Origin of the sequence: Mycobacterium sp. 852002-40037_SCH5390672, from assembly GCF_001665875.1 — a bacterium.
Lineage (GTDB): Bacteria > Actinomycetota > Actinomycetes > Mycobacteriales > Mycobacteriaceae > Mycobacterium.
In genome coordinates this window covers 35,134-61,931 of the sequence record NZ_LZTA01000099.1, presented here as the reverse complement: position 1 = coordinate 61,931, position 26,798 = coordinate 35,134, and the positions used below count along the sequence as shown (strand labels likewise).

Here is a 26,798-nt window from a genome sequence, read left to right as displayed (position 1 = left end):
GGCTACAGGCCCTCGAGGAACGGGTTGAGGCGCCGCTCGGCGCCGATCGTGGTGGAGTTGCCGTGCCCGGGCAGCACCACGGTCTTGTCGTCGAGCACCAGAAGTTTGTCGACGATCGAGGTCAGCAAGTCGCGGCCACTGCCGCCGAACAGGTCGGTGCGCCCCACCGCACGCTCGAAGAGCGTGTCACCGGTAAAAACGTAGTCTTCGGCGTCCTCGTCGGACGACACCCGGAAGATCACCGACCCGCGGGTGTGTCCGGGCGTGTGGTCGACGTTGACGGTCACGCTGCCCAGGTCGAGCTTGTCGCCGTCGCGGTCCAGCTCGACGACCTGCCTGGGCTCCCGCCAGAAGGCACCCGCCACCATCTGCGCCAGGCGTGGGCCCAGGCCATAGATCGGGTCTGTGAGCATGAACCTGTCCTCGGGATGGATGTAGGTCGGACAACCGTAGGTGTCGGACACCTTCTGCGCCGACCACATGTGGTCGATGTGCCCGTGGGTCAGCAACACCGCGGCCGGCGTCAGCCGGTTCTTGTCCAGGATGTTTCGCAACGGGCCCATCACCCGCTGCCCGGGATCCACGATGACGGCATCCGTTCCTGGCCCCTGCGCCAGCACATAGCAGTTGCACTGCAACATGCCGGCGGGAAATCCGGTGATCAACACGGTTCCCAGTTTCCCACGGGCCCCACTTGACACGAGTCGCGGCGCCCACATTAGCCTGAGCTGGCACCTCACCGGTTTAGAGAGGCTCCAACTCACCAAACATGGAGGCATAGCGGCCGTGCCGACCAACGAACAGCGACGTGCCAACGCCAAACGCAAGCTCGAACGGCAGCTGGAGCGGCGCGCGAAGCAAGCCAAGACGCGCCGGATCGCGCTGATCGCGGCCGCCTCGATCGTCGCCGTGGCCGTGGCCGTGGCGGTGGTGATCACGATCGTCAACACCAAGCACGACCACAAGAGCAACACCGCGGCGTCGACAACCACCAGCGCCAGCAGCTCACCGGAGACGACGACTCCCGGGCAGCCGAGTCAGGTTGCGCCGCTGCCGCCGTTCAAGCCGTCGGCCGACGTGGGCGCCAACTGTCAGTACCCGGCCTCCTCCGAGCCGGCGGCCAAGCAGGTCAAGCCGCCACGGACCGGCAAGGTTCCGACCGATCCGGCCCAGGTGAGCGCCAGCATGGTGACCAACCAAGGTCACATCGGTCTGATGCTGGCGAACAACGAATCACCGTGCACGGTCAACAGTTTCGCGAGCCTGATCGGCCAGAAATACTTCGACAACACCAAATGCCACCGGCTGACCACCTCGCAGGGCCTGGGCGTCCTGCAGTGCGGCGACCCCAAGGGCGACGGCACCGGCGGTCCGGGCTATCAATTCGCCAACGAATACCCGACCGACCAGTATCCGCCGAATGATCCCAAGGCGCAGGAGCCCGTGCTCTATCCGCGCGGCACGCTGGCCATGGCCAACGCGGGGCCCGGCACCAACGGCAGCCAATTCTTCCTGGTGTACAAGGACTCCCAGCTACCGCCGCAATACACCGTGTTCGGCACCATCCAGCCCGACGGGCTGGCCACCCTGGACAAGATCGCCAAGGCCGGGGTCGCGGGCGGCGGTGAAGACGGGGCGCCGGCGAGCGAGGTGACCATCACCTCGCTGCTGCTCGACTAGGCCGCACGGCGCGAAACTGCCTCTGATTGGCGGGATTCGCCCGACGTGCACCGTCGACGGCTTATGGTCGTTGGGTGAATCTGGATCCGGACTCATTCGGTCATTACCGAATACTGGAGTTGTTGGGACGCGGCGGCATGGGACGCGTATACCGGGCCTACGACGCAACCACGGACCGGGTGGTGGCTCTCAAAGTGCTCCCGCCGCATCTGGCGGAGGATCAGGACTTCCAGCACCGTTTCCGCCGGGAGGCCCGCATCGCGGCCGGGCTCACCGACCCGCACGTGGTGCCGATCCACGGTTATGGCGAGATCGACGGCCGGCTCTACGTCGACATGCGGCTGATCGAGGGCCGCGACCTGTCGCACTACATCACCGAAAACGGCGGCCGGCTCAGCCCGGAGCAGACGGTCGCGGTGATCGAACAGGTTGCGGCGGCGCTGGATAGCGCACAACAGGCGGGGTTGATCCATCGTGACATCAAACCGATGAACATCTTGGTCACCACCGCACGCAATTTCGTCTATTTGATCGACTTCGGCCTTGCCCGCGCGGAGGCCGACACTGCGCTCACGCAGACCGGTGCCACGATGGGCACCGTCGCGTACATGGCGCCCGAGCGCTTCAAAGGCAAAACGGATCACCGTGCTGACGTCTACTCGTTGGCCTGCGTCTTGCATGAGTGCCTGACCGGGCAGCGCCCCTTCGCGGGGGACAGCCTCGAAGAACAGCTCAACGCGCACCTGAACGCTCCGCCGCCGCGACCGTCCGCGATCGCCCCCGGGGTGCCTCCGGCCTTCGACGCCATCGTTGCCCGCGGCATGGTCAAGGAACCCGAACAGCGGTATCAGACGGCGATGGAGCTCGCCGAGGCCGCCAGGGCCGCGCTGCCGAATCCGGCGACCGGGCCGATCGGGGCCGCGCCGTCGGAGCCGACCGGTGCCTACCCGCCGGGACCCGCCGCTCCCCCGCCGGACAACCAACCCGATCCGCGGCTGCACCAAGGCCGCCCAACGCATTCGAGGCGTTTGCTGGTGGGCATCGTCGGCGCATCGGCCCTGGCGCTGGCCGCGGTGGCGGCCTTGGTCATCGCCTTGGTGAGCCAGAGTCACGGCTCCGCTGACAGCGCGGCATCCTCGGCTCAGACCAGGGCCCGGGTGCCCGGCAGGACCGGATCAAACCCCGGTTCCAGCGGCCCGGCGGCGGCGACGGTGCCGCCATTGCCGGCGTTCGCACCGCCGCCCGATGTGGGGGCCAACTGCCAATATCGCTCGGTGCCGGATCCGGCCACGCGCCCGGTGAACCCACCCCCGTCGGGCCGGGTGTCCACCGATCCCCCGCAGATCGGTGCCGTCATCTCCACCAACTTCGGTGACATCGCCATCCAGCTCGCCAACTCCGAGTCACCGTGCACGGTGAACAGTTTCATCAGCCTGGTCAGGCAGCAATTCTTCGACAACACCCAGTGCGCCCGGCTGATCAGCTCCCAAGATGGCGGATCCCTGTTGTGTGGCGGCCCCGATGTGGACGGGTCGGGTGGTCCCGGTTACGAATTCGCCGACGAATATCCCTCGAATCAATACAAGCCCGACGACCCCGCACTGCGGGCGACCGTGGTGTATCCGCGCGGCACCATCGTCATGGCAACCGAGGGACCCAACACCAACGGCAGCCAATTCGCCCTGATCTTCCGGGATTCCGAGATGGAACCCCAGAGCACGGTGTTGGGCACCATCGACCAGGCGGGGCTGGCGACGCTGGACAAGATCGCCCGGGCCGGCATCGCCGGCAACCGTCAAAGCGGTGCGCCGACCAACCCGGTGAAGATCACCTCGGTGCGCCTCAGCTAGAAGGAGCCACACCGGGTACCCCCCTGTCGTTCAACACCAAGCAGGAGGGGTGTCATGGCGGCCAACAGCGCGATGGAGATCCGGTTCGGAGCACCGGAGAATGTTCTGGAAGTACAGGTGGGCACCGTCGAGGTGGACGTGCCCCGGTCAATCGGGTATTTCGGTGGCCTGGCGGTGGCCACCGGATTGGGACTGATCGAATCGCCGCTGGCGCTGTTCATCGCGGCGGTGCCCCTCTACAAAGTCTTGACCAACACCGCGCTGCCGAAGGCGGTTCGTGTTGTCGGAGAGGTGCTCGAGGGCGCTGCCAAACCGGTGGGCAGTGACGCCGAGGGTGTCATCGTTCTGGAGGATCAACACGAGTCCGACACCAAAGTCGCCAGGATGCCCTCGCCGCGGCGGCGCTCGCCCAACCGCCGTTAGGCCGCCGACGTCACGCGGTAGACGTCGTACACGCCTTCGACGTTGCGCACGACGTTGAGTAGATGGCCGAGATGCTTGGGGTCACCCATCTCGAAAGTGAAGCGGCTGATGGCGACTCGGTCACCGGAGGTGGTGACGGACGCGGACAGGATGTTGACCTTCTCGTCGGCCAAGACGCGCGTGACGTCCGACAGCAGCCGGTGCCGGTCGAGCGCCTCGACCTGAATGGCCACCAGAAACACCGACGACGGTGACGGCGCCCAATGCACTTCGATGATGCGCTCGGACTGCTGCTGCAGCGAGGCGGCGTTGGTGCAGTCGGTGCGGTGCACGCTCACGCCACCGCCGCGGGTGACGAATCCCATGATCTGGTCTCCGGGCACCGGTGTGCAGCATTTCGCCAGCTTGGTCAGCACGCCCGGGGCGCCGGGAACCGAGACGCCGACGTCGTCGCTGCTGCGTGGGCGGCGCAACATGGTTGTCGGCGTGGAGCGTTCGGCGAGGTCCTCTTCGGCCTGGTCGATGCCGCCGAGCTCGGCCAGCAGCCGCTGCACGACGTGCCGGGCCGATACGTGCCCCTCACCGATCGCGGTGTAGAGCGCCGACACGTCGGTGTAGTGCAGCTCGCGGGCCACCGCGCCCAGCGTCTCGCCATTGACCAAGCGCTGCAACGGAAGTCCGCCGCGGCGCACCTCGCGGGCCATGGCATCCTTGCCGGATTCGAGTGCCTCCTCGCGGCGCTCCTTGGCGAACCACTGCCGGATCTTGGCCTTGGCGCGTGGTGAGACCACGAATTGCTGCCAGTCCCGCGACGGCCCGGCGTTGGCCGCCTTGGAGGTGAAAACCTCGACGACTTCCCCGTTTTCCAGCTTGCGTTCCAGCGCCACCAGCCGGCCGTTGACCCGGGCGCCGATGCACCGGTGGCCGACCTCGGTGTGCACCGCGTAAGCGAAGTCCACCGGCGTGGAACCGTTGGGCAGGGTGATCACGTCACCCTTGGGGGTGAACACGAAGATCTCTTGTACCGCAAGGTCGTAGCGCAAGGACTCGAGGAATTCGCCCGGGTCCGCGGCCTCCCGTTGCCAGTCGAGCAGCTGGCGCATCCAGGCCATGTCGTCGATCTCGGCGGCGGCATGCGGATGCGGAACACCGTTGCGCCCCTTGGCTTCCTTGTAGCGCCAGTGCGCGGCGATGCCGTATTCGGCGGTGCGGTGCATGTCGCGGGTGCGGATCTGCACTTCCAGCGGCTTGCCTTCCGGCCCCACCACGGTGGTGTGCAACGACTGGTAGACGCCGTATCTCGGCTGGGCGATGTAGTCCTTGAACCGTCCGGCCATCGGCTGCCACAGTGAATGCACCACGCCGACAGCGGCATAGCAGTCCCGGATCTCGTCACACAGGATGCGGATGCCGACCAGGTCGTGGATGTCGTCGAAGTCGCGGCCCTTGACGATCATCTTCTGGTAGATCGACCAGTAGTGCTTGGGGCGGCCCTCCACCGTCGCCTTGATCTTCGACGCGTTCAGGGTATTGACGATCTCGGCGCGGACCTTGGCCAGGTAGGTGTCGCGCGACGGCGCACGCCCGGCGACCAGCCGAACGATCTCCTCGTATTTCTTGGGATGCAAGATCGCGAACGACAGGTCTTCCAGTTCCCACTTGACGCTGGCCATACCCAGCCGATGCGCAAGGGGCGCAATGACTTCCAGCGTCTCGCGGGCTTTGCGCGCCTGCTTCTCCGGCGGCAGGAACCGCATGGTGCGCATGTTGTGCAGCCGGTCGGCGACCTTGATCACCAGCACGCGGGGATCACGCGCCATCGCGGTGATCATCTTGCGGATGGTCTCGCCTTCGGCGGCGCTGCCCAGCACCACCCGGTCCAGTTTCGTCACACCATCGACCAGATGGCCCACCTCGTCGCCGAATTCCTCGGACAGGGCGTCCAGGGTGTACCCGGTGTCCTCGACGGTGTCGTGCAACAGGGCGGCCACCAAAGTCGTGGTGTCCATGCCCAATTCGGCCAGGATGGTGGCGACGGCCAGCGGGTGGGTGATGTAGGGGTCACCCGAATGGCGCAACTGGGTGGCGTGGCGCTGGTCGGCGACCTCGAAGGCGCGCTGCAGCAGCGTCACGTTCGCCTTCGGGTAGATCTCCCGGTGCACCGCGACCAGCGGTTCGAGGACCGGGTTGAGGGTACTGCGCTGCGCGGTCATCCGGCGGGCCAGCCTGGCCCGGACCCGCCGCGACGCGCTGCTGGATGTTTTCAGGGATTCGGTCGGTGGCTCCGGAGCCTCCATCGGCTGGGTGATGGCCGGCGACTCCGTGACTTTAGTCGGCGCGTCGAGCGCTTGCGCCGCGCTGTTTTCCTCCGCCACGTTGGTCACCTCCGAATCCGAGGATATCTCCAATGCCTAAGCGCTACTCGCAAGTCAGGCTGTGCACTGCCAACGGCGCGACCGCGTCCCGGCCGCGCAGCGCGTCGAGCTCGAAGACCACCGCCGCCGCCATCACGTGGGCCCCGGTGCGCTCGAGCAGCCGAGCGGCCGCGGCCAGGGTGCCGCCGGTGGCCAGCACGTCGTCGATGATCACGATGTTGCGTCCGCGCAGGTCGAGGCCGTCGCCGGGAATCTCCAGCGTCGCGCTGCCGTATTCCAGGTCGTACTGCTCGGCGTGTACGGGCGGCGGCAGTTTCCCGGCCTTGCGAATGGCCAGCACGCCGGTCTGCAGCCGGTCGGCGACGGCCGCCGCCACCAGAAACCCGCGGGCCTCGATGCCGGCCACCAGATCGGCTCCGGACGCGAGCTCGGCTAACGCGCCGGTGATCGCCGTCATCGCCGTGGCGTCGGCGAACAGCGGGGTGAGGTCCTTGAACTGGATCCCCGGCTTGGGGAAATCGGCCACCTTGCGCGTCAGCGACTCGATCAGCTCGGCCACCGGCGCTCGCTCGCCGGCGTTCGTCATGGGAACCTCACTGCACCAGGGCCCATCGGTCCATGTTCCAGCCCGCGCCCCAACGAGTGGGGTTCTTGCTCACCGCGTACATCTTCTTGGAGGTCAGCAGCGTGCGCTGCTGCCGGTACAGCGGCAGGGTGGGCATGTCGCCCCACAGTACCGGGGCGGTTTCGGTCAGCAGCCTGGCTCGCTCGGCGGTGTCGGCCGAGACTGCCAGCGCGCCGATTGCGTTGTCGACCTGGGGATTCGTGTATCTGGAGAGGTTGTTGCCGTTGCCGGTGTGCAGGGCGTAGGCATCCAGCGCCGACGACCCCGTCGACCCGCTGCCGGTGGCACCGCCGGTGCTGGCCAGCAGCGCGTCGATCTTTCCGTCCTCGAGCGCCAGGGGCCCCGGGCCGTCCAGGGTGACGCCGACGACGGTGATACCGGCCGCGGCGCACGCTTTGGTGATGACGCCGACGTTGACCGCGAGCCGCGCATTCGGTCCCTGGTAGCCGATCCGTACCGTCATCGGCGCACCGCCCAGCGCGTTGCGCGCGGCGACCGGATCGGCCTTCTTGAACGGGTCGGCCTCGGCGGCCCCGTCGGCGGCCGACGCCGCATCATCGGCGGCCGGTTCCAAGCGGGAGTTGGCGATCGGCGCTCCCGCGTCCTTGGCCAGTGTGTCGCGCGGCGTGCACAGCGCGACCGCGCGGCGGGCCTTGGACGCCGCCAGCGGCCCCTGTGGGGCGAAGATCAGTTGCTCGACGCCATTCGACGGTCCATCGGAGCGCTCGTAGTTATCCGGCGTGGTCAGCGCCCCCGAAGAACCCGCGGCGACGTCGACCACGTCGACGCTGCGGCTGTTGACGCGATCCTGGATGTCGGGTCCCTGCGACCACACGGTGACCCGCTTGGTGATGGCCTTGGGGCCCCACCACCGGTCGTTGGCGACGAGCACCACCGCGCCGCCATCGAGGATGGATTCGATTTTGTACGGCCCCGACGACGGGAAATGCTTGAGGTCGACCCCGGGTTTGAGGTCCCAGATGGTGTTCCACAGCTTCGCGATCTGAGCCACCAGCGGCCCGTTGTTGCTGAGCAGGGCCGCGGTCACATCGACGTTGAGTTGGTCGGCGATGACGTGCGACGGCATCAGCGAGGTGGCGGTGAACAGCTGGTTGTAGTCGACGACGCCGCGGTCCGGGATGAAGGACACCCGGGCCTTCTTTTGCCCGGGCATGCATTCGACGTTGGCGATGTCGAGGTAGCCGGCTTGGGTGGCGGCGTGGAAGTCGGGAAACTTGCCGGACTGGGCCGCCCAGGCGAGCACGATGTCGTCGCAGGTCACCGGCTTGCCATCGGAGTAGACGGCGTTGTCGGCGATCTGGTAGTCCAGCACCAGCGGCGTGCCGCCGACCACCGAAATGGTGCCGAAGTCGCGGTCGGCAACGACTTGCCCGTCGGGCCCGTGGTAGCTGAAGCCGGTGAGCGCGCGGGCGAATGCCTGGGCTCCGGCGGACGCGGCGCCGACGACGGTGTTGGTGTTGTAGGTGGTCAGTGGGCCGTCGACCACGTAGTCGATCTGGGACGCGGCGCTACCTGCGCAAGCGGTCAGCGTGAAACCCGCCGCCAGCACTACCGCCAATCCGGCGCCGATCCAAACCGCCCAGGCCCGACGGCCGATCAGCACGCCACGACCGGCCCCAGTCTCCCGGTACCTGGTGGCCATGGTGCCTACCGCCGGCCGACGTTCCGCTTGCCGGTGGGACGCCGCGTCCCGGTCGGCCGCACGGGACGCGCGCCGGGCGCCGGCTTGCTCGGGGCGGGCTTGGACGGCTCGGCCGCGGTCGCCGTCGCCTCCGATTCCTCGGCGGTCTCGGCGTCGTCATCGCCGGGGGTCTCGGTCACCGCGCGCGAGGCCGGGCTACGCCGCCGCATCACGCGGCGGGTGTGGGTGCGCACCAGCTCGGTGCGCTCGCGAAGCGTGACCAGCAGCGGCGTGGCGAAGAAGATCGACGAGTAGGTGCCGACCAGGATGCCGACCAGCTGCACCAGCGCCAGGTCCTTCAGCGTGCCGACGCCCAGCAGCCACACCGCCACCACCATCAGCGCCAGCACCGGCAACACGCTGATCAGGCTGGTGTTGATGGAACGCATGAACGTCTGATTGATCGCCAGGTTGGCCTGCTCGGCGAAGGTGCGCCGGGTGGTGTGCTGGAAGCCGTGGGTGTTCTCCTCGACCTTGTCGAACACGATGACCGTGTCGTAGAGGGAGAAACCGAGGATCGTCAGCAAGCCGATGACGGTGGCCGGCGTGACCTCGAAACCGACCAGCGAGTACACCCCGGCGGTGACACTCAGGTCGAAAACCATGGTCGTCAGCGCGGAGATGGCCATGTACCGCTCGTAGCGCACCATGATGTAGACGCCGACCAGCACCAGGAAGACGGCGAGCGCGATCAGCGCCTTGTCGGTGATCTGGTCGCCCCAGGTCTCGGAGACCGCCGCGTCGCTGATGGCCTGCTTGCTGGGCTTGCCGTCGGCGCCCTTTGGTCCGAACGCGTCGAACAGGGCGTTGCGCAGCTTCGTCGTCTGGTCGTTGGTCAGTGTTTTCGAGCGGATCTGCACGGTCGCGCCGGCGCCGTTACCGACGACCACCACTGCTTCCGGATCACTGCCCAGGGCCTTGCGGAACACCTCTGAGACCTGCGAGGTCTGCACCGTGCCCGTCTTCCCGGCGGCGGGCATCGACACCGTCGTGCCGCCGTTGAAGTCGATACCGAAGGTGAAGCCCCGCACCAGGATGGACAGGACGGCGACCGCGACGATCGCGCCGCTGATGCCGAACCAGAACCGGCGCCGTCCAACCACCTCGAAGGCGCCGGTGCCGGTGTAGAGGCGCGACAGGAAGCCGTGGTGCGGCAGGCCGGCGGCGGCGCTGTCGGTCAACTCGGTGGCGCCCTCGGAGGCTTCGGTGATCTCGGTGGCGTCTTTGGAGGCTTTGGAGGAAGTCATGTGCTATCCCCGTCCCGTCTTGACCTGCGCCGAAGCCCGGCGTTCGCGGGCGACCCGTTGGACGGCGCCCAGGCCGTTGTAGGCCGGCTTTGCCAGCGTCGGGGACTTGGACGCCAGGTACACCAGCGGCCAGGTCACCAGGAACACCACCACGATGTCGAGGACTGTGGTCAGGCCCAACGTGAAGGCGAATCCCCGCACCTGGCCGATCGCCAGGGCGTACAGCACCGCGGCGGCCAGGAAGGTGACGGCGTTACCCGACACGATCGTCTTGCGGGCCCGCACCCACCCGCGTGGCACCGCCGACCGGAACGAACGGCCTTCGCGGATCTCGTCTTTGATGCGTTCGAAGAAGACGACGAACGAGTCGGCGGTGGTGCCGATACCGATGATCAGACCCGCGATGCCCGCCAGATCCAGGGTGTAGTTGATCTGACGGCCCAGGATCACCAGGATCGCGAAAATCATTGCCCCGGAGGCGCCCAGCGACAGGGCCGTGAGCAGTCCCAGCACCCGGTAGTAGAGCAGCGAATACACCAGCACCAGAATCAAGCCGATCGCGCCCGCGATCAGTCCCGCGCGCAGCGAGGTCAATCCCAGTGTCGCCGAGACGGTTTGGGCCTCCGAGGCTTCGAAGGACAGCGGCAGCGAGCCGTATTTGAGGACGTTGGCCAGCTGCTTGGCGGTTGCCGCGGTGAACGGCGGATCGCCGCCGCTGATCTGGGTACGGCCGCCGGGAATCGCCTCCTGGATCATGGGCGCGCTGACCACCTGCGAGTCCAGGGTGAACGCGGTCTGGGTGCCGATGTGGGCGGCGGTGAAATCCGCCCAGGTGTTCGCCGCGGCGGACTTGAACTGCAGGTCGACGACGTAGCCGATGCCGCGCTGGTTCTGGGTGGCGCTGGCGTCCTGGATCTGGTCACCACTGATGATCGACGGTCCCAGCAGGTAGGCGACCTTGTGGTCGGTGGAGCAGGTGACCAACGGCTGGGCGGGATCGTCGTTGCCGGCCAGGATGTCTTCTTTGTCGCAGCGCGTCGCCTGGAACTGCAGGGCGAGGAACTGAATGCCCTGACGCGTGCTCTGGCGCCACTTCTTCTCATCGGCGATGCGGTCGGCAAGTTCCTTGCGCGGATCGGGCGGCGCGGGCTGTTCGCCGGGCGGCGCCTGCGCTGCGGGCCCTGCCGGCGCGGGAGCCGGTGCCCCGGGCGCGGGGGCCGGCGCTGGTGCGGGAGCCGGCGCGGGTGCGGGAGCCGGCGCGGGTGCGGGAGCCGGAGGTGCGGGGCTGGGCGTCGGCGGCGGGTCCTGCGGATACGGCCGGGGCTGGGCACCCGGAGCGGGCTGAGCGGGAGCGGGCTGAGCGGGAGCGGGCTGAGCGGGAGCGGGTTGAGCGGGAGCCGGTTGTCCAGGCGCGGGCTGACCCGGAGCAGGTTGGCCGGGTGCCGGCTGTCCCGGAGCTGGCTGACCCGGAGCGGGCTGACCGGGCGCGGGCTGACGCTGCGCCGGCTTCGGCTGGGCACTCTCGGCCGGCATCGAGTTGAGCACCGGCCGGATATAGAGCCGGGCGGTCTGGCCCAGGTTGCGGGCCTCGTTGCCGTCGTTTCCGGGCACGGTGATGATCAGGTTGTCGCCGTCGACGACGACCTCCGAACCGGAGACGCCGAGTCCGTTGACCCGGGCACCGATGATCTGCTGGGCCTGCGCCAACGCCTCGCGGCTGGGCTTGGACCCGTCCGGGGTGCGCGCGGTCAGCGTGACGCGGGTGCCTCCCTGAAGGTCGATGCCGAGCTTGGGCGCGGCCCGCTTGTCCCCGGTGAGAAACACCAGCAGGTAGACGCCGATGAGCAATAACAAGAAGACCGACAGGTAGCGGGCAGGGTGCACCGGCGCCGAAGACGATGCCACGTTCCTTCTATCTCCTCGAAAATCGGTTACTTACCCCCGACAGAGCCTACGTGGCCCTCACTTGCCCGTTGCGCAAGCGGTCCGCCGGTTGAGCGATTGGCGGGGAATCCCCGTCAGGAATCCTTGGTGATCGAGCCCTCGTCGGCGGAGTCGTCGCCGTCGACCAGGTCTTCGTCGTCATCGGGCAGGATCCGGTCGCGGACCGCCAGCTTCATCCAGGTGGTCACGACCCCGGGTGCGATCTCGAGGTCGACGGTGTCTTCGGTGATCTCGACGACGGTGGCTTGCAGGCCCGACGTGGTGTGCACCCGGTCGCCCGGGCGCAATGACTCGTGCAGGTCGATGGTGGCCTGCATCGCACGCTTCTGACGGCGCGATGCCAAGTACATGAACCCGCCCATGATGAGCAGGAACGGCAGGAACAGGATCAGACTCTGCATGGACGCGCCTGTCTTTCGTCTAAATATTCGGGGCATTACGGGGGGTAGGTGCCGGTAGGACTCGAGCGTCGCGCACCTCGTAACGGTCCAGTGTGCCCGTTCAGTCTGGCAGGCCACGGGTCGCGACCGACCGCCACGGTGCGCGGAGTGCCCGCGGACGTCAAGCTCGATAGGCTTTTGAGGCGACGTGATGCGCGCGCCGCGGGGAGGAGTTATGTGGTGGCCAGCCTCGAGCAGACCCGCCAGTTGGTCACCGAGATCCCAGGCCCGGCATCGCTGGAGCTGAGCAAGCGGCGGGCGGCGGCGGTGTCGCACGCGGTGAATGTGTCGGTGCCCGTTTTCGTCGCGCGCGCCGGCGGCGGCATCATCGAGGACGTCGACGGCAACCGGCTGATCGACCTCGGATCCGGTATCGCGGTGACGACGATCGGCAACTCGTCGCCCCGCGTGGTCGAAGCCGTGCGCGCGCAGGTGGCCGAGTTCACCCATACCTGTTTCATGGTGACGCCGTATGAGTCCTACGTCGCGGTCGCCGAAACGCTCAACCGAATCACGCCGGGTTCCGGCGAGAAGCGCTCGGTGCTGTTCAACTCCGGGGCCGAGGCGGTCGAGAATGCCGTCAAGGTCGCGCGCGCGTACACGCGCAAGCCCGCCGTGGTGGCGTTCAACCACGCCTACCACGGCCGCACCAACTTGACGATGGCGCTGACCGCCAAGTCGATGCCCTACAAGGGCGGCTTCGGCCCGTTCGCGCCGGAGGTCTACCGGGCGCCGCTGTCCTACCCCTATCGGGACGGCCTTATCGACAAGGACCTGGCCACCGACGGGGAAAAGGCCGCCGCGCGGGCCATCAACATCATCGACAGCCAGATCGGGCCCGACAGCCTGGCCGCCCTCATCATCGAGCCGATCCAGGGCGAGGGCGGGTTCATCGTTCCGGCCGAGGGATTCCTGCCCTCCCTGCTGGACTGGTGCCACAAGAACGACGTGGTGTTCATCGCCGACGAGGTGCAAACCGGATTCGCGCGCTCCGGGGCGATGTTCGCGTGTGAGCACGAGGGCATCGAGCCCGACCTGATCTGCACGGCCAAGGCCATCGCCGACGGACTGCCGCTGTCGGCCGTCACCGGCCGGGCGCAGATCATGGATGCGCCGCATGTCGGCGGTTTGGGGGGCACCTTCGGCGGAAACCCACTGGCTTGCGCGGCGGCGTTGGCCACCATCGAGACAATCGAGAACGACGGTTTGATCGAACGAGCGCAGCAGCTGGAACGCCTGATCACCGAACCACTGCTGCGTCTGCAGGCCGGCGACGACCGGATCGGCGACGTACGCGGTCGGGGCGCCATGATCGCCATCGAATTGGTGAAGTCGGGAACCGCCGAGCCCGACAAAGAATTGACCCAGAAGCTGTCGGTCGCGGCGGCCGCCGCCGGCGTGATCGTTCTGACCTGCGGCATGTGGGGAAACATCATCCGGCTGCTGCCCCCGCTGACCATCAGCGACGAGCTGCTGAGCGAGGGCATCGACATCATCGGCGGGTTGCTCCGCGACCTCTAACACCCGGTGACGCCGGCCCGGGTGGGCAATCTCACAAACGCCATAAAGGCCGGATCATGGTGGAATACCGTTACTTTAGCTAACGTTCTATATGTCAGCGCGGACAGCGCAATTTGACTCGCTAACTTTCATTTGCAAGGGATCTGTTATGTCGACTGCTATTCATGACGAAGAACTCGACCGCCGCGTCGAGGAACTCATTGCCAACGACCCCCAGTTCGCCGCCGCCCGGCCGAACCCGGCTATCACCGCCGCCCTCGAACAGCCCGGGCTGCGGCTGCCGCAGATCATCCGGACCGTGCTCGACGGTTACGCGGACCGGCCGGCACTGGGGCAGCGCGTGGTGGAGTTCGTCAAGGATCCCAAGACCGGGCGGACGACGGCCGAGCTGCTCCCCCGCTTCGAGACCATCACGTATGGCGAACTGGGCGAACGTGTTTCGGCCCTCGGCCGCGCCTGGGCCAGTGACTCGGTAAGCCCCGGCGACCGGGTCTGCGTGCTGGGTTTCAACAGTGTCGACTACGCCACCATCGACATGGCCCTGGGCACGATCGGGGCCGTATCGGTGCCCCTGCAGACCAGCGCGGCGATCACGTCGCTGCAGCCGATCGTGGCCGAGACCGAGCCCAGCCTGATCGCGTCGAGCGTCAACCAGTTGCCCGACGCCGTGGAGCTGATCCTGCGCGGCGACCACGTGCCCGGCAAGCTCGTCGTGTTCGACTATCTGCCGGCGGTCGACGACCAGCGCGAGGCCGTGGACAGCGCGGTGGCGCGGCTGGCCGGCACCGACGTGGTTGTCGAGACGCTCGCCGACGTGCTGCACCGCGGCAAGGACCTGCCGGCCGTCGCCGAGGAGGTCGCACACACGGACGAGGACTCGCTGGCCCTGCTGATCTACACTTCCGGCAGCACCGGCGCGCCCAAGGGTGCCATGTACCCCCAGAGCAATGTCGGCAAGATGTGGCGGCGCGGCAGCAAGAACTGGTTCGGCGAGAGCGCCGCGTCGATCACCCTCAACTTCATGCCGATGAGCCACGTCATGGGACGCGGAATCCTCTACGGCACGTTGGGCAACGGCGGCACCGCCTACTTCGCGGCCCGCAGCGATCTGTCCACCCTGCTCGAAGACCTCGAGCTGGTGCGGCCCACGGAGATGAACTTCGTCCCGCGTATCTGGGAGACGCTGTTCGGTGAATTCCAGCGCCAGGTCGAGCGGCGTCTGGCCGATGGCGGCGACCGCACCGCCGTCGAAGCGGAAATTTTGGACGAACAGCGCCAATACCTGCTGGGCGGCCGGTTCATCTTCGCGATGACGGGCTCGGCCCCCACCTCACCGGAGTTGAAGAAGTGGGCCGAGTCGCTGCTCCAGATGCATCTGATGGACGGGTACGGCTCGACCGAGGCCGGAATGGTGTTGTTCGACGGGGAGATTCAGCGTCCGCCGGTCATCGACTACAAGCTGGTCGACGTCCCGGATCTGGGCTACTTCAGCACCGACCGGCCCCATCCGCGCGGTGAGCTGTTGCTGCGGACCGAGAACATGTTCCCCGGCTACTACAAGCGGGCCGAGACCACCGCCGACGTTTTCGACGACGACGGCTACTACCGGACCGGTGACGTGTTCGCCGAGATCGCTCCGGACCGGCTGGTGTACGTCGATCGCCGCAACAACGTGTTGAAGCTGGCGCAGGGCGAGTTCGTGACGCTGGCCAAGCTGGAGGCGGTGTTCGGCAACAGCCCGCTGATTCGCCAGATCTACGTCTACGGCAACAGCTCTCAGCCCTACCTGCTGGCGGTCGTGGTGCCGACCGAAGAGGCCTTGGCGGACAACGACATCGAATCGCTGAAGCCGAAAATCGCCGACTCCCTGCAGAAGGTGGCGAAAGAGGCCGGCCTGCAGTCCTACGAGGTGCCGCGCGACTTCATCATCGAGACCACCCCGTTCACGCTGGAAAACGGCCTGCTGACCGGGATCCGCAAGCTGGCGTGGCCGAAGCTCAAGCAGCACTACGGGGAACGGCTCGAGCAGATCTACGCCGACCTGGCCGCAGGACAGGCCAACGAGTTGGCCGAACTGCGCCGCAGCGGCGCCGACGCGCCGGTGCTGCAGACCGTCAGCCGGGCCGCGGCCGCCATGCTCGGGGCCGCGACCAACGACCTGTCGCCGGACGCCCACTTCACCGATCTGGGCGGAGACTCGTTGTCGGCGTTGACATTCGGAAACCTGCTGCGCGAGATCTTCGACGTCGACGTGCCGGTGGGCGTCATCGTCAGCCCGGCCAACGACCTGGCGGCCATCGCCAGCTACATCGAGGCCGAGCGGCAGGGCTCCAAGCGGCCGACGTTCGCCGCCGTGCACGGACGCGGTACGACGACGGTGCATGCCAGTGACCTCACGTTGGACAAGTTCCTCGACGAGGCCCTCCTGGCCGCCGCGCCGAGCCTGCCGAAGCCGGCGACCGAGGTGCGCACGGTGTTGTTGACCGGCGCGACCGGATTCCTGGGCCGATACCTGGCACTGGACTGGCTCGAGCGGATGGACATGGTCGACGGCAAGGTGATCGCCCTGGTGCGGGCCCGGTCCGACGAGGAGGCGCGCGCCCGGCTGGACAAGACCTTCGACAGCGGCGACCCGAAACTGCTGGCGCATTACCAGAAGCTGGCCGCCGACCACCTCGAGGTCATCGCGGGCGACAAGGGTGAGGCCAACCTCGGCCTGGACCAGCAGACCTGGCAGCGGCTGGCCGACACGGTCGACGTCATCGTTGACCCGGCGGCACTGGTGAACCACGTGCTGCCGTACAGCGAGCTGTTCGGGCCCAACGCCCTGGGCACCGCAGAGCTGCTGCGGATTGCGCTGACGTCCAAGCAAAAGCCGTACACGTACGTGTCGACGATCGGGGTGGGTGACCAGATCGAGCCGGGCAGGTTCGTCGAGAACGCCGACATCCGGGAGATCAGCGCCACGCGCGAAATCAACGACAACTACGCCAACGGCTATGGCAACAGCAAGTGGGCCGGCGAGGTGTTACTGCGTGAGGCACACGACCTGTGCGGGCTGCCCGTCACGGTGTTCCGCTGCGACATGATCCTGGCCGACACGACCTATGCCGGACAGCTCAACCTGCCGGACATGTTCACCCGGCTGATGCTGAGCCTGGTCGCCACGGGTATCGCGCCCGGTTCGTTCTACGAGCTCGACGCCGACGGCAACCGGCAGCCGGCGCACTACGACGGTCTGCCGGTCGAGTTCATCGCCGCGGCGATCTCGACGCTGGGAACGCAGATCACCGACAGCGACAACGGTTTCCAGACGTACCACGTGATGAACCCCTACGACGACGGCATCGGACTCGACGAGTACATCGACTGGCTGATCGAGGCCGGGTATTCCATCGAACGCATCGCCGATTACTCCGAATGGCTGCGGCGGTTCGAGACGTCGCTGCGGGCCCTGCCGGATCGGCAGCGTCAGTACTCGCTGCTGCCGCTGTTGCACAACTACCAGACGCCGGAAAAGCCGATCAACGGCTCGATGGCACCCACCGATGTGTTCCGCGCGGCGGTGCAGGAAGCGAAAATCGGTCCCGACAAAGACATTCCGCATGTGTCGGCACCGGTCATCGTCCAGTACATCACCAACCTGCAGTTGCTCGGACTCCTCTGAGGTAGGCCAAACAGAAAGTGGCCCAGCCCTTTTCAGGGCCGGGCCACTTTCTGCTATCTGCTGAACTACTGCTGCGGGTGCGGCCACCGCAGATACGCGGCGTTCGCGCCCGACCCCGCACCGGCGCGGTTACGACGCCATCCCCGCTTCGGCGCGGGGTCCACCGAGGATCGCGGCTTGGTCAGCGCGCCCGAGGAGACCTCGGCCGGCTCGTAGACCGAATCCCGGTAGGGCTCAACGCCCGGCGCCGCCGCGGGTTGGCCCGCCACCGGGTGCACGTCGCGGGCCAGGCGTACGGCGGTGCGCGCCAGCACCACCCCGCCCACGAAGATGATCAGCGCGCCCAGGCCCGAGAAGTAGGTGACCTCGAGCACCGCGCGCTTGCGCTCGGTCGCGGCGATCGGGTCACCGGCGGAGCCGATCCCCAGCAACGGGGCGACCTGACCGCCCACGACGAACCAGGCGCCGGCCAGCACGGCCAGCCAACCGCCCAGCATGGCGGCCACACGGTTCCCGGCGACGATCAGCAATAGACCGCCCAGTGCGGCAGCCGCTCCCGGCGCCACTTCCAGCCAGCCCCGGGCCGTGCTCCATGCCCAGTCCCGGTCCGGTGTGTAAGCGAAATTGAAATGCGGACCAACAAACGGTATTAACGCCCCCCAAGCTCCCAAAATGACCAGGAGCAATCCGCTGACCGCGCCACGCGAGCGCGGCATACTCAGCCCGCGGGGTTGGCCGTCTTGTGCGTATTTCATGACATCCCCTCGTTGAATACCGGGTCTGATTCCGGCCTGGGATGGTTACCCAGCGCTTTCCACTACTAACCCACGAGGCGCGCGAAAGCCACCGCTGGCCGGGGCTTTTGGGGCTGGTGATACTGGTGTTACTAGCGAAGGCCGAGCAGCAGGAGCACGATTGCGATCGCCGGAAAAGTGCCCTGGGTCGCGGCGGCGCGCGCCTTGTCGCGCGCGGACGCGACCAGCACCACCGCGGCCGCGGCCATCGATCCGACACCGGCAAAGATGAGTGCCGCTCCAATGCCGGTGTGCCCCAAGACAACTGCGACAATTCCCACGCCGGTCACGATGGCCAGGAACAAGTTGTAGAAGCCTTGGTTGAAGGCGAGCGCCTTGGTGGTTTCGGCTTCGGCGGCGGTGGTGCCGAAGGTGGCGCGGGTGCGCGGCGAGGTCCAGGTCAACGATTCGATCACAAAGATGTAGACATGCAGCAACGCCGCCAGTGCGGCGAACACCAACCCGGCGGTGATCATCGCTCCTCCTCGCTGGTCCAGGCCTGGGCTGCGGCCAGATTCACGCAGGTCGCGGCGCCGCTGAACTCTACCGACCCGGGGTTGCCCGGGCCAGCCCGACGCGAAAGGCACCGGCAGCCAGCGGCTACCGGTGCCTCGCGCCTTACTTGCTTGTCGCGCTAGGCGCCAGCGTGGTGGTGGCGGCGGTGGAACAAGCCGCCTTCGTCGGCGCGCCGATGGAATAAGCCACCCGCGAAGCGCTTGCGGGGCCCCGGTCCGGCCGCCACGGCGTCCGTCCGCGCCGGCGGCGCGCCCCGGGTCTCGTCATACATGGCCGGTTCGGCCGCGGGCACGGCCTCACCTGCCACGGGCGCCGGTTGGGTCGCCACGACGTCTCGCGCGTGTCGAACGGCCAGGCGCGCCACGGCGGCGCCGCCCAGGAACACGATCAGGGCGCCCAGACCGGTGAAGTAGGTGACCTCGAGCAGGGCGCGCTTCAGGTCCGACGACGCCACCGGTTGACCGAGGTCCCCGATTCCGAGTGTCGACGCGAACGCGCGGCCCACCACGAACCAGGCGCCGCCGGCGACCGCCAGCCAGCCGCCGAGCACGGCGCTGGCGCGATTGCCGGACATGAGCACCAGCAGGCCGCCCACCGCCGCGGCGACCCCGGGGAGCACCTCCAGCCAGCCTTTGGCCGTGGTCCACGTCCATGCCGGGTCGGCCATGTACGCCCAATCGATGTTGGGCCCGAAGAACGGCACCAATGCGCCCCACGCGCCCAGGAGAATCAGAAGTAACCCGGTTAGCGCGCCGCGGGTACGGGGCATGTACAGCGCGCGAGGGCGGTCATAGTCGTGGCTCGTGGTCCTCATCGGAACCTCCTTCAACAGGTATTACTGCTTGCGAGCCTGGTTACCCGGCCGCGCCGGGGTGTAACCGGTTGAGGGCCGCTTAGGCGTTTGCTGGGGCCATCCGAGCGGGATAAGGCCGGAATGGCCGGGCCGGGCTGCCCGCCGCCGAGCCGGTCTGAGCAGGTCGGAGGCCGGACCGGGCGGACGCTCGGGCCCCGGCCCGGGCAAAGGTCACGATTTGGCCGCGAAACGGCCGAGCCCGTCGATGGCGGCATCGAAGCAGCCGATGGTGGCGAGCGACCCGCCGGCCCGATCGGGGCGACCCACGTCGCCCGGCACCGCGCGCGATCACCGCTCGTCGAACAGACCGGCTTGGCCGAGGCCGGTGACCCCGGCAGGTGGAGCCATGCCGAGGTGCGTCCACGCCTGGGCGGTGGCAACCCGGCCCCGCGGAGTCCGCGCGACCATGCCGGCGCGGACCAGGAACGGCTCGCACACCTCCTCGACGGTGGCGGCCTCCTCGCCCACCGCCACGGCCAGCGTCGACACCCCGACCGGGCCACCGCCGAAGCTGCGGGTCAACGCCGAGAGCACCGCCCGGTCCAGCCGGTCCAGGCCCAGCTCGTCGACGTCGTAGACCGCCAGCGCGGCCTTGGCGACGTCGCGGGTGATCACGCCGTCGGCGCGCACCTCGGCGAAGTCACGAACCCGGCGCAACAACCGGTTGGCGATCCGCGGCGTCCCGCGCGAGCGCCGGGCGATCTCCTCGGCCGCATCGCCGCCGAGTTCGATGCCCAGAATCCCGGCGGAGCGGGCCAGCACCCGCTCCAGCTCCGGGGGTTCGTAGAAGTCCATGTGCGCGGTGAAACCGAACCGATCCCGCAACGGGCCGGTGAGCGCGCCGGACCGGGTGGTTGCGCCGACCAGCGTGAACGGCGCCACCTCCAAAGGAATCGACGTCGCCCCGGGACCCTTGCCGACCACCACGTCGACCCGGAAGTCCTCCATGGCCAGGTACAGCATCTCCTCGGCGGGCCGGGCGATGCGGTGGATCTCGTCAATGAACAGCACGTCGTGCTCGACCAGGTTGGACAGCATGGCCGCCAGGTCACCGGCGCGTTCCAGCGCGGGCCCCGACGTCAGGCGCAGCGAGGACCCGAGCTCCGCGGCGATGATCATGGCCAGCGACGTCTTGCCCAGACCCGGCGGACCGGACAGCAGAATGTGATCCGGTGTGCCGCCGCGGTTCTTGGCGCCCTCGATGACGAGCTGCAGCTGTTCGCGCACCCGCGGCTGGCCGATGAACTCCCGCAGCGAGCGCGGTCGCAGGCTGACGTCGACGTCGCCCTCGCCGGACGCCAGCGCGCCGGAGACCTCCCGATCGGCGTAATCGTCCCCGACGTCGTGCGGAGTCATCGGGACTTACCCAGCAATGACAGGGCGGCGCGCAGGGCGGCCGACGTGGTGGCGGCGTGTTCGGTGGCCAGCACCTTGTCGGTGGCTTCTTCTGCCTGCTTGACGGCAAACCCGAGCCCCACCAGGGCCTCCACCACCGGACCGCGCACCGCGTGGCCGTTGAGGGCCGCACCCGGCGACGCTCCCCCGGCCGCCACGCCGACACCGACCTTGTCACGCAACTCCAACACCATCCGCTCGGCGCTGCGCTTGCCGATCCCGGGCACCCGGGTCAGCGCGGTGACGTCGCTGTCGTGCAGCGCCTGTCGCAGCGCCCCGGCGTCGTGCACGGCCAGCGTCGCCATCGCCAGGCGGGGCCCCACGCCCGACACCGACAGCAGCGTCAGGAACAGATCGCGGGTATCGGTGGCGGTGAAGCCGTACAGCGTCATCGAGTCCTCGCGGACGATCATGGCGGTGATCAGCCGCGCCTCGGTCCCGGTGCGCAACGTGGACAGCGTCGACGGGGTCGCGTTCACGCGGTAGCCGACGCCGGCGGCCTCGATCACCACATGATCGAGCGCCACCTCGAGGACCTCGCCGCGCACCGAGGCGATCATCGCGCGGCCTTCAGCTTGGCCTTGTACTTCTGTCGTTGCTCGACGGCCATCGCTTCGGCCGCGGCCATCCGGGCGATCATCGGCGCCCGCCAGCAATGACAGATCGCCAGCGCCAGCGCGTCGGCGGCGTCGGCCGGTGACGGTTTGGATTGCAGCGCAAGGATTCTGGTGACCATCGCGGTGACTTGCGCCTTGTCGGCCGCGCCGTTGCCGGTGACCGCGGCCTTGACCTCGCTGGGGGTGTGGAAGTGCACGTCGATGCCGCGTTTGGCCGCCGCCAGCGCGATTACGCCACCGGCCTGGGCGGTGCCCATCACCGTCGACACGTTGAGCTGGGAGAACACCCGCTCAATCGCCACGACGTCGGGCTGGTGGGTCGCCAGCCAATGCTCGACGGCATCACTGATCTTCAGCAGCCGCTGGGCGAGCGGCGCATCCGAGGGCGTGCGCACCACGTCGACGTCCAGCGCGACGACCGTGCGCCCACGCCCGCTTTCGACGACCGACAGACCGCATCGGGTCAGGCCGGGATCGACGCCCATCACCCGCATTACCCGCTCCCACCTACTAGAACAGCTGTTCGATACCCTAGCGGCCGGCGCCGACGGGTCCGGGTAGGACACGCGGCGGCGCCGTCGATTCCCCGGAGTGACGTTAAGGCGCCGAACCCGCGAAAAAGCTGTTAGCTTTAGCCGACGTTCGCTCGAGCAAAGTGGCAACGGAGGGGTTGGCGTGGGATCTCTGCTGGTCATGATTGCCGTGCTGCTCTTCATCGCATCCATCGTGGTGCTGGTGGTGGCTTTGCGGCGGCCCAAGCAGCCGGGCCAGCGGGGCGGGCGCCAGGATCCTCTCGCCGCTGACGCGATGCCGCAGTTCGGGCCGCGTCAACTCGGGCCCGGCGCGATCGTCAGCTACGGCGGCGTCGACTACATCGTGCGCGGTTCGGTCACCTACCGCGAAGGCCCGTTCGTGTGGTGGGAACACCTGCTGGAAGGCGGCGACCAGCCGCTCTGGTTCAGCGTCGAGGAGGACGACGGACGGCTGGAACTCGCGATGTGGGTGACCCGCAAAGACGTGTCGCTGCGCCCCGGCGACCAATACGTCGTTGACGGTGTGACGTTCCACGAGTCCGAACGCGGCCGCGCCTCCTACACGACCGAAGGCACCACCGGGCTGCCGGCCGGCGGCGAGATGGAATTCGTCGACTGCGCCAACGCCGACGAGTCGGCGCTGCTCTCGTTCGAGCGCTGGGCCCCGGACATGCCCTGGGAGGTTTCGACGGGCAAGTCCGTCTCACCCGGGGAAATCACCGTGTATTCGGCACCCCCGCCCGGCTCGGCTTAGAGCACGAGGTCCGGTCGGTGCCCCTTCATCAGCTCGCCGTGCCTCCGGCCGACGTATCCGGGGAAGGGCTGGGACTCGCGCTCAACGCGCCCGTACCCTCGCCGCTGGCCAGCTGCCGGCTGGACCACCCGGGCGGCGGCGCCGCGCTACTGCTCGGAGTGCTCGGCGCATCACACGTCGTCGCGGTCGAGCACGCCGCGGGGTGGTTCTCCGAGGAGATCTCCTGTACCGCACGCAATTTCGGGGCCGGCCTGCCCGAGCGCACCAACGCGCCCGGCTACTGCCTGCAATCCCGCACCGACACCCACGACGAGGCGAGCTTTCGCCTCCTCGCGCGCGACCTGCGCGACGGTTGCGCCGGCCGGGCGGGCTGGCTCGGCGGCACGTTCCCCGGCGATGACGCCGCGCTGACCGTGCTGGCCGCCGAACCCGACGGCGCCGGCTGGCGCTGGCAGACCTGGCATCTCTACCCGGGGCGTCCCGCCGGCAATGGCGGGACGGTGGTTCACACCGCCAGCCGGTGGCGCCCGTGAGCCGCAACCGGCTGTTCGTCATCGCCGGCGTGCTGGGCGCCGCCGCCATAGCGTGTCTGATCTTCGGAATCATCTTGCTGCAGAAGAACATTGCGTCGTATGTCGCGAGCCACTACCACGAGTACGGCCACGACGTGAACGGGACGCGTTACCAGTGCACCGGCTCGCCCGAACAGGTGGCCGACACGCTCGCCGATTACGAACAACCCGAAGCGCGGGCCGACAACGGCAAGACCGAGTACCTGCGCTACAGCAACAACATCGTGATCGTCGGCCCCGACGGCACTTACCCGTGCAGCATTCGCGTCGAGCCGCTGAGCGCCGGATACAGCCACGGCGCCTTCATCTTCCTCGGCCCCGGATTCGGTCCCGGCTCCCCGTCGGGCGGCGCCGGAGGTACCCCCGGCGGTCCCGGCGGAACCAAGTGATGGCTTCGCCGACCTCAACGCGGATGTAAAACGCAAAGGAGACAACCATGTACCTCGCCGTCGAGATCGGCAACGTCGATCTCAACCCCGTCCTGAAAGGCGCAGTCGCGACGATCCTGTACTTCGGAGTCGGCATGGCCGTACTTCTTGTCGGGTTCTACGCGGTCGACCTGCTGACCCCGGGAAAGCTGCGCCAACTGGTGTTCATCGACCGCCGGCCCAACGCGGTGGTGGTCGCGGGCGCGATGTACGTCGCCCTGACCATCGTCATCATCACCGCCATCGCCAACAGTTACAGCCAGCTGGGCCAGGGACTCGTCGGCGTGGCGGTGTACGGATTGATGGGCGTGATCCTGCTGGGCGTCGCGCTGCTGACCATGCACCTGTTGATACCGGGCAGTTTCCACGAGCACATCGATGAGCCGGAGCTGCATCCGGGATCGTTTGCGGTGGCGCTGATCTTGCTCGCGGTGGGAGGGGTGACCGCCGCGGCGGTGTCATGAGCGCTGTCAGGTCAGCGGGCAATGTGCGGACAGCCGAGGCGGCGCCGTCGGCGGTGTCGTCGGGGCGGTGGCGGGCACTGTTGCTGGCCGCCGTGGCGGCCTGTGCGGCCTGCGGCATCGTCTACGAACTCGCGCTGCTGACGCTGTCGGCCAGCCTCGACGGTGGCGGGATCGTCGCCACCTCCCTGATCGTCGCGGGCTACATCGCCGCGCTGGGCTTGGGCGCCCTGCTGGTCAAACCGCTGCTGGCGCACGCCGCGATCACCTTCATCGCCGTCGAGGCGCTGCTGGGCATCATCGGTGGCCTGTCGGCGGCGGCGCTGTACGTGGTGTTCGCTTTTGTGGACGGGTCGGCGTGGGTGCTCGCGGTCAGCACGGCGCTGATCGGTGGGCTGGTCGGTGCCGAGGTGCCGTTGTTGATGACGCTGCTGCAACGCGGCCGGACCGCGGGAGCCGCGGACGCCGGCCGCACGCTGGCCAACCTCAACGCCGCGGACTACCTGGGCGCGCTGCTGGGCGGGCTGGTCTGGCCGTTCCTGCTGCTGCCGCAGCTGGGGATGATTCGCGGCGCGGCGGCCACCGGCATGATCAACCTGGCGGCGGCGGGCGTGGTGGCGATTTTCCTGTTGCGCCAAGTGGTTTCGACACGGCAGCTGGTGCTGGCGTTGTGCGCGCTGGCCGCCGCACTGGGGCTGCTCGCCACCCTGCTGCTGCGTTCGGCCGACATCGAAACCACAAGCAGGCAAAGACTTTACGCCGACCCGATCATCGCCTATCGGCACACGGCGTACCAGGAGATCGTGGTGACCCGCCGCGGCAGCGACACCCGGCTGTATCTCGATGGGGGGCTGCAGTTCTCCACGCGCGACGAATACCGTTACACCGAGAGCCTCGTCTACCCCGCCCTGGGCAACGGCGCCCATTCGGTGCTGGTGCTCGGTGGCGGAGACGGCCTGGCCGCTCGCGAATTGCTGCGCCAGCCCGGCATTTCCAAGATCGTGCAGGTCGAGCTCGACCCCGCGGTGATCGACATCGCGCGCACCACGCTGCGCGACGCCAATGGCGGTTCGTTGGACAACCCGCGGGTGGGCGTGGTGACCGAGGACGCGATGAACTGGTTGCGCGGACCGAAGGTGGACCGCTTCGACGCGGTCATCATCGATCTTCCCGATCCCGACACCCCGGTGCTGGGTCGGTTGTACTCAACGGAGTTCTACGCGCTGGTCGCCCACGCGCTGGCCCCCGGTGGGCTGATGGTGGTGCAGGCGGGCAGTCCCTTTTCGACCCCGACGGCGTATTGGCGCACGGTGTCGACGATCCGGGCCGCCGGCTACGCCGTCACGCCGTATCACGTGCACGTGCCCACGTTCGGTGACTGGGGATTCGCCCTGGCGCAGCGCGCCGGCGCCGGGCCCGCACCGAGGGTGCCCACCAATGCGCCCCCGCTGCGTTACCTCAACCAGCAGGTGCTCGACGCCGCCGGCGTCTTCTCCGGCGACATCGGGCCGCGTCCGGTGGAGCCTTCCACCCTGGACAATCCGCGCATCGTCGAGGACATGCGACACGGCTACGACTAGTTACTCCTCGTCGAGAGCGGCGAGCACCTCGTCGGACAGGTCGACGTTGGTCCAGACGTTCTGCACGTCGTCGCTGTCTTCCAGCGCGTCGACCAGCCTGAACACCTTGCGCGCGCCCTCGACGTCAACCGGCACGCTGACCGACGGCTGGAAGCTGGCCTCGGCGGACTCGTAGTCGATGCCGGCGTCCTGCAGCGCGGTGCGCACCGCGACCAGGTCGGTCGGCTCGGAGATGATCTCGAAGCTCTCACCGAGGTCGTTGACGTCCTCGGCGCCGGCGTCGAGCACCGCCGTCAGCAGGTCGTCCTCGGTCAGGCCGTTCTTCTCCAGCGTGACGACGCCCTTACGGGTGAACAGGTAGGACACCGACCCGGGGTCGGCCATGTTGCCGCCGTTGCGGGTCACCGCCACCCGGACCTCGCCGGCCGCGCGGTTGCGGTTGTCGGTCAAACATTCGATCAGGACCGCGACACCGTTGGGACCGTAGCCCTCGTACATGATGGTCTGGTAGTCGGCGCCGCCGGCCTCCTCGCCGGCACCCCGCTTGCGGGCGCGCTCGATGTTGTCGTTGGGCACCGAGGTCTTCTTCGCCTTCTGGATGGCGTCGTAGAGCGTCGGGTTGCCCGCCGGGTCCCCCCCGCCGGTACGGGCGGCGACCTCGATGTTCTTGATCAGCCGGGCAAACTCCTTGCCACGGCGCGCGTCTTTGACGGCCTTCTGGTGCTTGGTGGTGGCCCACTTGGAATGGCCGCTCATTGCTGTCCTATCTGAAAGTCCTCTTGTTTTTGTGGCCAGACGAGTCTACGTGGACGCTTGGGGTG

The 26,798-nt window shown here is 68.0% G+C and carries 24 protein-coding genes; 10 read left to right on the top strand and 14 right to left on the bottom strand.

The window, feature by feature from the left end; translation table 11 throughout:
- Window positions 1–2: 2 nt before the first annotated feature.
- Complete coding sequence (locus A5782_RS18640) at window positions 3–668, bottom strand: MBL fold metallo-hydrolase (protein WP_067103366.1); 666 nt, start codon at window positions 666–668, stop codon at window positions 3–5.
- 118 nt (window positions 669–786) lie between these two features.
- On the opposite strand from A5782_RS18640, the gene A5782_RS18635 reads away from it, so the two are divergent.
- From A5782_RS18635 to A5782_RS18625, 3 genes are all read left to right on the top strand, one after another.
- On the top strand, window positions 787–1,680 hold the full coding sequence (locus tag A5782_RS18635) for a peptidylprolyl isomerase (RefSeq protein ID WP_067103318.1): 894 nt from the start codon (window positions 787–789) through the stop codon (window positions 1,678–1,680).
- A 74-nt stretch (window positions 1,681–1,754) separates the two neighbouring features.
- Complete coding sequence (locus A5782_RS18630; protein WP_067103316.1) at window positions 1,755–3,530, top strand: protein kinase; 1,776 nt, start codon at window positions 1,755–1,757, stop codon at window positions 3,528–3,530.
- 54 nt (window positions 3,531–3,584) lie between these two features.
- Complete coding sequence (locus A5782_RS18625; RefSeq protein WP_067103314.1) at window positions 3,585–3,953, top strand: hypothetical protein; 369 nt, start codon at window positions 3,585–3,587, stop codon at window positions 3,951–3,953.
- Here the strand turns inward: A5782_RS18625 and A5782_RS18620 are convergent.
- The 6 genes from A5782_RS18620 to yajC form a co-directional block, all read right to left on the bottom strand.
- Window positions 3,950–6,328, bottom strand: a complete 2,379-nt coding sequence (locus tag A5782_RS18620) for a bifunctional (p)ppGpp synthetase/guanosine-3',5'-bis(diphosphate) 3'-pyrophosphohydrolase (RefSeq protein WP_067103364.1) — start codon at window positions 6,326–6,328, stop codon at window positions 3,950–3,952. The two genes, A5782_RS18625 and A5782_RS18620, sit on opposite strands and share 4 nt — an antisense overlap.
- Window positions 6,329–6,371: 43 nt before the next feature.
- Window positions 6,372–6,914, bottom strand: coding sequence for an adenine phosphoribosyltransferase (locus A5782_RS18615; RefSeq protein ID WP_067103312.1), 543 nt, complete (start codon window positions 6,912–6,914; stop codon window positions 6,372–6,374).
- A 7-nt stretch (window positions 6,915–6,921) separates the two neighbouring features.
- The gene (locus A5782_RS18610; RefSeq protein ID WP_067103309.1) at window positions 6,922–8,616 is read right to left on the bottom strand and encodes an ABC transporter substrate-binding protein; all 1,695 of its coding nucleotides are present in this window, start codon (window positions 8,614–8,616) and stop codon (window positions 6,922–6,924) included.
- Between the two features lie 5 nt (window positions 8,617–8,621).
- The gene (gene secF, locus A5782_RS18605; RefSeq protein ID WP_067103307.1) at window positions 8,622–9,902 is read right to left on the bottom strand and encodes a protein translocase subunit SecF; all 1,281 of its coding nucleotides are present in this window, start codon (window positions 9,900–9,902) and stop codon (window positions 8,622–8,624) included.
- A 3-nt stretch (window positions 9,903–9,905) separates the two neighbouring features.
- Window positions 9,906–11,807, bottom strand: coding sequence for a protein translocase subunit SecD (secD, locus tag A5782_RS18600; protein WP_067103304.1), 1,902 nt, complete (start codon window positions 11,805–11,807; stop codon window positions 9,906–9,908).
- A gap of 113 nt (window positions 11,808–11,920) precedes the next feature.
- Window positions 11,921–12,247, bottom strand: coding sequence for a preprotein translocase subunit YajC (gene yajC / locus A5782_RS18595; protein WP_067103302.1), 327 nt, complete (start codon window positions 12,245–12,247; stop codon window positions 11,921–11,923).
- A gap of 219 nt (window positions 12,248–12,466) precedes the next feature.
- On the opposite strand from yajC, the gene gabT reads away from it, so the two are divergent.
- Together gabT and car are read left to right on the top strand one after the other, a co-directional pair.
- Window positions 12,467–13,807, top strand: a complete 1,341-nt coding sequence (gabT, locus tag A5782_RS18590; protein WP_067103362.1) for a 4-aminobutyrate--2-oxoglutarate transaminase — start codon at window positions 12,467–12,469, stop codon at window positions 13,805–13,807.
- Between the two features lie 148 nt (window positions 13,808–13,955).
- The gene (gene car, locus A5782_RS18585) at window positions 13,956–17,474 is read left to right on the top strand and encodes a carboxylic acid reductase (RefSeq protein ID WP_067103300.1); all 3,519 of its coding nucleotides are present in this window, start codon (window positions 13,956–13,958) and stop codon (window positions 17,472–17,474) included.
- A 65-nt stretch (window positions 17,475–17,539) separates the two neighbouring features.
- On the opposite strand, the gene A5782_RS18580 is transcribed toward car, so the two are convergent.
- The 6 genes from A5782_RS18580 to ruvC form a co-directional block, all read right to left on the bottom strand.
- Window positions 17,540–18,229: a hypothetical protein gene (locus tag A5782_RS18580; protein ID WP_067103298.1), complete on the bottom strand. Its 690-nt coding sequence runs from the start codon at window positions 18,227–18,229 to the stop codon at window positions 17,540–17,542.
- Between the two features lie 131 nt (window positions 18,230–18,360).
- Window positions 18,361–18,744, bottom strand: coding sequence for a DUF1304 domain-containing protein (locus tag A5782_RS18575; RefSeq protein WP_067103296.1), 384 nt, complete (start codon window positions 18,742–18,744; stop codon window positions 18,361–18,363).
- 158 nt (window positions 18,745–18,902) lie between these two features.
- On the bottom strand, window positions 18,903–19,598 hold the full coding sequence (locus A5782_RS18570; RefSeq protein ID WP_067103293.1) for a hypothetical protein: 696 nt from the start codon (window positions 19,596–19,598) through the stop codon (window positions 18,903–18,905).
- A gap of 327 nt (window positions 19,599–19,925) precedes the next feature.
- A complete protein-coding gene (gene ruvB, locus A5782_RS18565; RefSeq protein WP_067103291.1) occupies window positions 19,926–20,993 on the bottom strand; it encodes a Holliday junction branch migration DNA helicase RuvB in 1,068 nt (355 codons plus the stop codon).
- The gene (gene ruvA / locus A5782_RS18560; RefSeq protein WP_067103289.1) at window positions 20,990–21,592 is read right to left on the bottom strand and encodes a Holliday junction branch migration protein RuvA; all 603 of its coding nucleotides are present in this window, start codon (window positions 21,590–21,592) and stop codon (window positions 20,990–20,992) included. The genes ruvB and ruvA overlap by 4 nt, the downstream gene beginning before the upstream one ends.
- The gene (gene ruvC / locus A5782_RS18555; protein ID WP_067103286.1) at window positions 21,589–22,143 is read right to left on the bottom strand and encodes a crossover junction endodeoxyribonuclease RuvC; all 555 of its coding nucleotides are present in this window, start codon (window positions 22,141–22,143) and stop codon (window positions 21,589–21,591) included. Before ruvC ends, ruvA begins: the two co-directional genes overlap by 4 nt.
- Before the next feature lie 181 nt (window positions 22,144–22,324).
- Between ruvC and A5782_RS18550 the strand changes: the two genes are divergently transcribed.
- The 5 genes from A5782_RS18550 to A5782_RS18530 are packed head-to-tail and all read left to right on the top strand — an operon-like array spanning window position 22,325 to window position 25,977.
- Window positions 22,325–22,936, top strand: a complete 612-nt coding sequence (locus A5782_RS18550) for a DUF4178 domain-containing protein (RefSeq protein WP_067103283.1) — start codon at window positions 22,325–22,327, stop codon at window positions 22,934–22,936.
- A gap of 17 nt (window positions 22,937–22,953) precedes the next feature.
- Window positions 22,954–23,469, top strand: a complete 516-nt coding sequence (locus tag A5782_RS18545) for a DUF2617 family protein (RefSeq protein ID WP_067103281.1) — start codon at window positions 22,954–22,956, stop codon at window positions 23,467–23,469.
- The gene (locus A5782_RS18540) at window positions 23,466–23,897 is read left to right on the top strand and encodes a DUF4247 domain-containing protein (protein ID WP_067103360.1); all 432 of its coding nucleotides are present in this window, start codon (window positions 23,466–23,468) and stop codon (window positions 23,895–23,897) included. Before A5782_RS18545 ends, A5782_RS18540 begins: the two co-directional genes overlap by 4 nt.
- Window positions 23,898–23,944: 47 nt before the next feature.
- Entirely contained in the window at window positions 23,945–24,400 is a 456-nt protein-coding gene (locus tag A5782_RS18535; RefSeq protein WP_067103278.1) for a DUF350 domain-containing protein, read from the top strand.
- Window positions 24,397–25,977 (top strand): polyamine aminopropyltransferase, encoded by a 1,581-nt coding sequence (locus A5782_RS18530; RefSeq protein ID WP_067103276.1) that lies wholly within the window; start codon window positions 24,397–24,399, stop codon window positions 25,975–25,977. Before A5782_RS18535 ends, A5782_RS18530 begins: the two co-directional genes overlap by 4 nt.
- Here the strand turns inward: A5782_RS18530 and A5782_RS18525 are convergent, their stop codons facing one another.
- The gene (locus A5782_RS18525; RefSeq protein ID WP_067103273.1) at window positions 25,978–26,733 is read right to left on the bottom strand and encodes a YebC/PmpR family DNA-binding transcriptional regulator; all 756 of its coding nucleotides are present in this window, start codon (window positions 26,731–26,733) and stop codon (window positions 25,978–25,980) included.
- Window positions 26,734–26,798 lie beyond the last annotated feature (65 nt).

Coding starts and splice junctions, on each gene's coding strand:
- A5782_RS18625 (WP_067103314.1), top strand. CDS start 3,585: ATGGCGGCCAACAGCGCGATGGAGATCCGGTTCGGAGCACCGGAGAAT.
- A5782_RS18615 (WP_067103312.1), bottom strand. CDS start 6,914: ATGACGAACGCCGGCGAGCGAGCGCCGGTGGCCGAGCTGATCGAGTCG.
- A5782_RS18610 (WP_067103309.1), bottom strand. CDS start 8,616: ATGGCCACCAGGTACCGGGAGACTGGGGCCGGTCGTGGCGTGCTGATC.
- secF (WP_067103307.1), bottom strand. CDS start 9,902: ATGACTTCCTCCAAAGCCTCCAAAGACGCCACCGAGATCACCGAAGCC.
- yajC (WP_067103302.1), bottom strand. CDS start 12,247: ATGCAGAGTCTGATCCTGTTCCTGCCGTTCCTGCTCATCATGGGCGGG.
- car (WP_067103300.1), top strand. CDS start 13,956: ATGTCGACTGCTATTCATGACGAAGAACTCGACCGCCGCGTCGAGGAA.
- A5782_RS18580 (WP_067103298.1), bottom strand. CDS start 18,229: ATGAAATACGCACAAGACGGCCAACCCCGCGGGCTGAGTATGCCGCGC.
- A5782_RS18575 (WP_067103296.1), bottom strand. CDS start 18,744: ATGATCACCGCCGGGTTGGTGTTCGCCGCACTGGCGGCGTTGCTGCAT.
- A5782_RS18570 (WP_067103293.1), bottom strand. CDS start 19,598: ATGAGGACCACGAGCCACGACTATGACCGCCCTCGCGCGCTGTACATG.
- ruvB (WP_067103291.1), bottom strand. CDS start 20,993: ATGACTCCGCACGACGTCGGGGACGATTACGCCGATCGGGAGGTCTCC.
- ruvA (WP_067103289.1), bottom strand. CDS start 21,592: ATGATCGCCTCGGTGCGCGGCGAGGTCCTCGAGGTGGCGCTCGATCAT.
- ruvC (WP_067103286.1), bottom strand. CDS start 22,143: ATGCGGGTGATGGGCGTCGATCCCGGCCTGACCCGATGCGGTCTGTCG.
- A5782_RS18535 (WP_067103278.1), top strand. CDS start 23,945: ATGTACCTCGCCGTCGAGATCGGCAACGTCGATCTCAACCCCGTCCTG.
- A5782_RS18530 (WP_067103276.1), top strand. CDS start 24,397: ATGAGCGCTGTCAGGTCAGCGGGCAATGTGCGGACAGCCGAGGCGGCG.
- A5782_RS18525 (WP_067103273.1), bottom strand. CDS start 26,733: ATGAGCGGCCATTCCAAGTGGGCCACCACCAAGCACCAGAAGGCCGTC.